The sequence below is a fragment of the Burkholderia sp. Ac-20353 genome (assembly GCF_017104785.1).
Lineage (GTDB): Bacteria > Pseudomonadota > Gammaproteobacteria > Burkholderiales > Burkholderiaceae > Burkholderia.
This window is the reverse complement of the sequence record NZ_JAAGPL010000345.1, coordinates 1-5078: the sequence shown is the minus strand read 5'-3', so window position 1 is coordinate 5078 and position 5078 is coordinate 1. Positions and strand designations below refer to the sequence as shown.

At 62.4% G+C, this 5078-nt stretch carries 5 protein-coding genes; 3 read left to right on the top strand and 2 right to left on the bottom strand.

From position 1 onward, the window contains the following. Together G3N94_RS39650 and G3N94_RS39645 are read left to right on the top strand one after the other, a co-directional pair. A partial coding sequence (locus G3N94_RS39650) for an aldehyde dehydrogenase family protein (RefSeq protein WP_205796596.1) occupies nucleotides 1-215 on the top strand: 215 nt, incomplete at its 5' end. 401 nt (nucleotides 216-616) lie between these two features. Next, entirely contained in the window at nucleotides 617-1618 is a 1002-nt protein-coding gene (locus tag G3N94_RS39645; RefSeq protein ID WP_205799644.1) for a hypothetical protein, read from the top strand. Between the two features lie 100 nt (nucleotides 1619-1718). On the opposite strand, the gene G3N94_RS39640 is transcribed toward G3N94_RS39645, so the two are convergent. Continuing rightward, nucleotides 1719-2816 carry a GlxA family transcriptional regulator gene (locus G3N94_RS39640; protein ID WP_205799645.1) on the bottom strand — a complete coding sequence of 366 codons (1098 nt, stop codon included), beginning with the start codon at nucleotides 2814-2816 and terminating at the stop codon, nucleotides 1719-1721. 99 nt (nucleotides 2817-2915) lie between these two features. Further along, on the bottom strand, nucleotides 2916-4310 hold the full coding sequence (gabP, locus tag G3N94_RS39635; protein ID WP_205799643.1) for a GABA permease: 1395 nt from the start codon (nucleotides 4308-4310) through the stop codon (nucleotides 2916-2918). Nucleotides 4311-4777: 467 nt separating this feature from the next. Here gabP and G3N94_RS39630 point away from each other — a divergent pair. Beyond that, a partial coding sequence (locus G3N94_RS39630) for a helix-turn-helix domain-containing protein (protein WP_205799642.1) occupies nucleotides 4778-5078 on the top strand: 301 nt, incomplete at its 3' end.

The window sequence follows — 5078 nt, the reverse complement described above, 5'->3', positions numbered from 1 at the left end:
TCGGCCTGGCCGCGTACTTCTACAGCCGCGACATCGGCCGCGTGTGGAAGGTTGCCGAAGCGCTCGAATACGGGATGGTCGGCGTGAACACGGGCCTGATCTCGAACGAAGTCGCGCCGTTCGGCGGCGTGAAGCAATCGGGCCTCGGCCGCGAAGGCTCGCACTACGGGATCGACGATTACGTCGTGATCAAATACCTCTGCCTGGCGGTTTGATCAGGTAAACCGCAACCGTGGCGCTAGAGCAATCAGGCACGCAGTCAGAGTGTGTATGTAGCACTCGTCATTGCTCCCTCGCACCGTGGCCACAACCTGACCGTGCGCTAAAACATCGGGACCAATTGCGGGGCTTCAAATTCGAGGGTAGCGCCGGGCGGATTCCATAGGTTCGTGTGGCCGGTCTCGAACTCATGCATATCGCGGCCCGGGGTGTGATTCCTCAGGAGCGTGCTGCAAATTCCAGTCGATGGCGACGTGCCGCGTCATGGCTGCTCGGCCCTTTGTATACAAGGGTCGGCGGCCTGAGTTGTGAGGATTACCCCTATTAGCCGAGGCCGCCTATAATCGCTATCAGCTTGTCCAGGAAATCGCGGTTACCAAGGTGAGGGGGTGTCCAAATGGGGCAGTGCCGTCGCATCTATTCGCGCTTCGTCCTCACAAGCTCGATCGCCGGTCTGGCAAGTCTGGCAGGCGCAGGCCTCGCGCACGCCGAGGACAGTCCTTCGAGCTTCAAGCCATCGGAAAGAACGATCAACGTCTATGCAGTGTATGGTGACGGACGTGCGACCGAGGGTGGCGACATGCATTGGCGTGCCTACGAAGTCGGCTTCGGCGACGTCCTGAATGACTACCTCTCGGTCTACCTCGCGTATGTGAACGAGGGGCATCCCGTCGATCACCACCGTGACGGCTTCGCCGCCCTGGGTTCGTTTCGTTGGCCGGTCGGCGATCGCTTGGCGCTCGAATTGTCGGCGGGGCCGTATTTCAGCATGGACACGACACATGTCGACAACCAGCCGCGTAACGAAAAGCGATGGGGCGTGCGCGCCTCAGCAGCGGTGCGGTATTACGTCGTTCCCAACCGCTTCTTCCTCAAGGTGCAGTACAACCACGTTCAGATGATCGACGGATTCAACTCCGACGCGGTGCTCTTCGGCATCGGCTCGGATTTTGGCGGCGATCCTGGCCCGGCGTTTTCGGACGGCAAGACGCAGGTTAGCGTTTGGGCCGGGACGTCGCAGACGAACCGTCCCCAAGTGCCGATCGAAAAGGGGTATATGGTCGAAGTCAAGCGGCCGCTCGGCAATGCGTGGGCCTATTCGGCGAGCTTCGTCTATGAAGGCAATAACGGCGTCGCCGGCCGAAGAGGTGTGGCAGCGCAATTCTGGTACGTCGCGCCGATCAGGAGCAAATGGGCGCTTTCGGCAGGTGCAGGCCCGTATCTCTCGCATGATCGGGACGAGGTCTCGAGCAAGACGAGACTCAATGCCTTGCTCAGCGCGCAGGTAACCTATCAGGTCACGAACGATTGGGCGGCGAGCTTGCGCTTCAATCGTGTCGCAACCGGCAACGACAAGGACCAGGACATGTTCATGGTCGGCCTGGCGCGCAATTTCTAACGTCTCATTCTCTCGCGTAGGCCCATTCAAATTCGCCATCCCCGCTCGTCGACGAGCAGAAGCGACGCACCAGAAGGCCGAACACCTCCGCCCTCCCGATTCAATAAAACTCGTTCCGATTGGGAAACAGCTCGCCCAAGGTGGTCGCACGATCGCCCCGATCGGATATCTCACCGAGTGCTCCCGGTGTCAGACCTTCCCGATAAGCGCTCGGCGACATCCCGTAGGCCCGCCGAAACTCCCGCCCGAGATGCGACGCGTCGGCAAATCCGCAGGCTGCCGCGATCACGGAAATGTTCTTGTCCAGGTGCATCAGCATCCACGCCGCCGTGCGAATCCGGATCGCCCGGTAGCAGGCGGCTGGTCCGCTGCCGGTTGCTTCCCTGAACAGGCGTTCCAGCTGTCTCGCCGAGAGGTCCAGCCTTCGCGCCAGCTCGTCGATCGTAATCGAGTGGCCGATATGTTGTTCCATCAGCAGGATCGCGCGCTTCACCTTCGGATGCGCGTTGGGCGCGACGCCAGGTGGATGCGGTTGCGGCGCGTTGACCGTCTCGCGCCCGTCGACCAGCAGGATGCGAAGCGCCTTGTAGACGATCGACGGCTCGATGTGTCGCACCAGGATCGCGGCGGCAACATCGATCGATGCGCGTCCCCCGGAGCAGGTCACGCGGCGGCCGTCCAGAACAAAAAGGCGGTCGGAGACCACGAGCCTGGCATCGACGGACGGAAACCGCTCGATGAAGTCCCAGTAGTGAAACCAGCTGATGCAGATGCGATGTCCGGCCATCACACCCGCGCGCGCCAGCGCAAACGCTCCGGTGCAGATGCCGACCAGCATCGAGCCCGCCGACGCGGCCGCGCGAATGAATCCCAGCGTGGCTGCATCGAGCTCCGATCGGGCATGCAGGAGCCCGCCCACGACGACCACGTAGTCGTATTCCTGACGCGAATTCAACGACTCCCACGCCGCGATCTGAATCCCGCAACTTGCGCGAACTGGGGAGGCCATGTCTCCCAGGATCGTCCACGACAATCTGACCGGCCGGCTGTTGTCTCCCTCGTCGGCCGCGAGCCGCAGCACGTCGATCATGCCCGAGAACGCCGTCAGCGTGAAATTCGGCAACAGGATGAAACCGAACCGGATACGCGCCGGTTTAGCGGGTTCCGGCGGGCTTGCGACATGCGTTGCATGGCTCATGATGATGCACTGATCGGGCAACTGCTGGCGCAGCTGCGGAACAAGGGGGTCGTCGCAGGCAGCGACAACCCGTGCCTGCATTCGCGCGTCGATTGCTCTTCAGGCCGATGACACCCCGCGGCGGCCAAGGCTCGACTGAGCATCGCGGCTGCGCTGGTTCAGCCGCGCGGCGATCAGCACGAGTCCGGCGAGCACCGCTGTCGCGGCAACTTCCATCCGGTGACCGTCGAGGAACAGCATTGTGACGAGCGTCCCGCAGATGAACAGGATGACCGCCCACGTAAGCCACGGGAACATCCACATCCGCAGTGTCAGCGCCGCGCCGTTCACGTCGAGCATTCGGCGCATCCGCAGTTGCGACACCGCGATCACCAGATAAACGAGCAGCGCGATCGCGCCCGACGTCGCGATCAGCACGTTGAACACTTGCTCCGGCACCACGTAGTTCGCGATCACGGTGAGAAAGCCGAACGCGGTCGACGCGAGCACGGCGGCCTTCGGCGTGCCCGTCGAATCCGTGCGCTGCAGGAACGCCGGTGCGTCCTTGCGCTTTGCGAGCGAGAACAGCATCCGCGACGCCGTATACAGTGCCGAGTTCAGGCAACTCGCGACCGACACGAGCACGATTACGTCGATGATCGCCTTCGCATGCGGCACGCCGAGCAGTTCCATCACGCGCTGGTAGGAGCCGTGCACCGGCAGCAGCGGGTCGTTCCACGGCACGATCGCGGTGACGAACAGGATCGAGCCGAGATAGAACAGCGAGATGCGCCAGATCACCGAATTCGTCGCGCGCACGATCTGGCGCTCCGGATGTTCGGATTCGGCCGCGGCGATCGTCACGATTTCGGTGCCGACGAACGAGAACATCGTCATCAGCATGCCGGCGAACACCGCGCCGATCCCGTTCGGCATGAACCCGCCGTGTGTGACCAGGTTCGCGAAGCCCGACACGTGGCCGCCCGGCAGCAGTCCGAAGACGGCCGCGCCGCCGATCGCGATGAACAGCGCGATCGCGACGACCTTGATCAGCGCGAACCAGAATTCGAATTCGCCGTAGTTCTTGACCGAGAAGAGGTTGGTGACCGTCAGCAGCAGCGTGACGCCGAGCGCGAAGATCCAGGTCGCGATGTTCGGGAACCACGCGTTGAGGATGGTGGCCGCAGCCGTCGCCTCGATCGGGATAACCAGCACCCAGAACCACCAGTACAACCAGCCGATCGTGAAGCCGGCCCAGTGGCCGATCGCGCGATCGGCGTAGGTGGAGAACGAGCCGCTGTCCGGATGGGCGACGGCCATTTCCCCGAGCATGCGCATCACCAGGACGACGAGCGCACCCGTCAGCGCATAGGCGATCAGCGCCGCTGGTCCGGCTGCCGCGATGGCGTGTCCGGAGCCGACGAACAAGCCCGCGCCGATCACGCCCGCGATCGACAGCATCGTGACGTGGCGTTGCTTCAGGCCTGTCGCGAGGCCCGTATGACTATTATTCATGTCATCCTCCAATCCATATTTTTTAATTTCTGGCCTGCTGTCCAATGAACTTCGCTTTCCAGGACGGCGATGCGGCGCCTCGGCACGCTATTGCCCACCTGGCGACGTGTATCTTCTCGGCACAACGCCATGGGATCTAGAAAATATCCGACCGCAACCCATAACAAATGCGACGCGCTGTTGATCGGCAGCGACACGTTTCGTCCCGTCGTGAAGCCGGGGCAGTGAGTTTCCTTGAGCGCCGCTTTTGATCTTTGCCCCGGCCGACTTCGGCAAATCGGGGCGTCCGATGAGCGTTGAGGTGGCATCGCGTCGATCGGAACTAGCTTGCCCTCCGGTTAGGGAAGGCCGAACATGCAGGTTGACCAGAAAGCGCGGCAAGCCCCGGACTTCAGGCGGGAGAAGGAAAGCGCGGACGCCGAAGGCGTCCTTGACAACGCGTAAGTGGTGGCTGATACGCTCAGCCTATGCAACGTTTCCAGGCCTTCAAATTCGAACTGATGCCGACTGGCGAGCAGGCGCGCGACATGCGCTGCTTCGCCGGAGCGTGTCGCTTCGTGTTCAACAAGGCGCTGGCGTTGCAGAAAGCGCGCTACGAGCGGGGCGAGAAGAAGCTGGGCTATGCCGGGCTGTGCCAGCAACTCACCGGGTGGCGCAATGGCATGGAAACGCCGTGGCTCAAAGAGGCGCCGACGCATCCATTGCAACAATCGCTGAAGGATTTGGAACGGGCCTATACCAACTTCCTCTCCAAGCGGGCCGACTTCC

Coding starts and splice junctions, on each gene's coding strand:
- G3N94_RS39645 (WP_205799644.1), top strand. CDS start 617: ATGGGGCAGTGCCGTCGCATCTATTCGCGCTTCGTCCTCACAAGCTCG.
- G3N94_RS39640 (WP_205799645.1), bottom strand. CDS start 2,816: ATGAGCCATGCAACGCATGTCGCAAGCCCGCCGGAACCCGCTAAACCG.
- gabP (WP_205799643.1), bottom strand. CDS start 4,310: ATGAATAATAGTCATACGGGCCTCGCGACAGGCCTGAAGCAACGCCAC.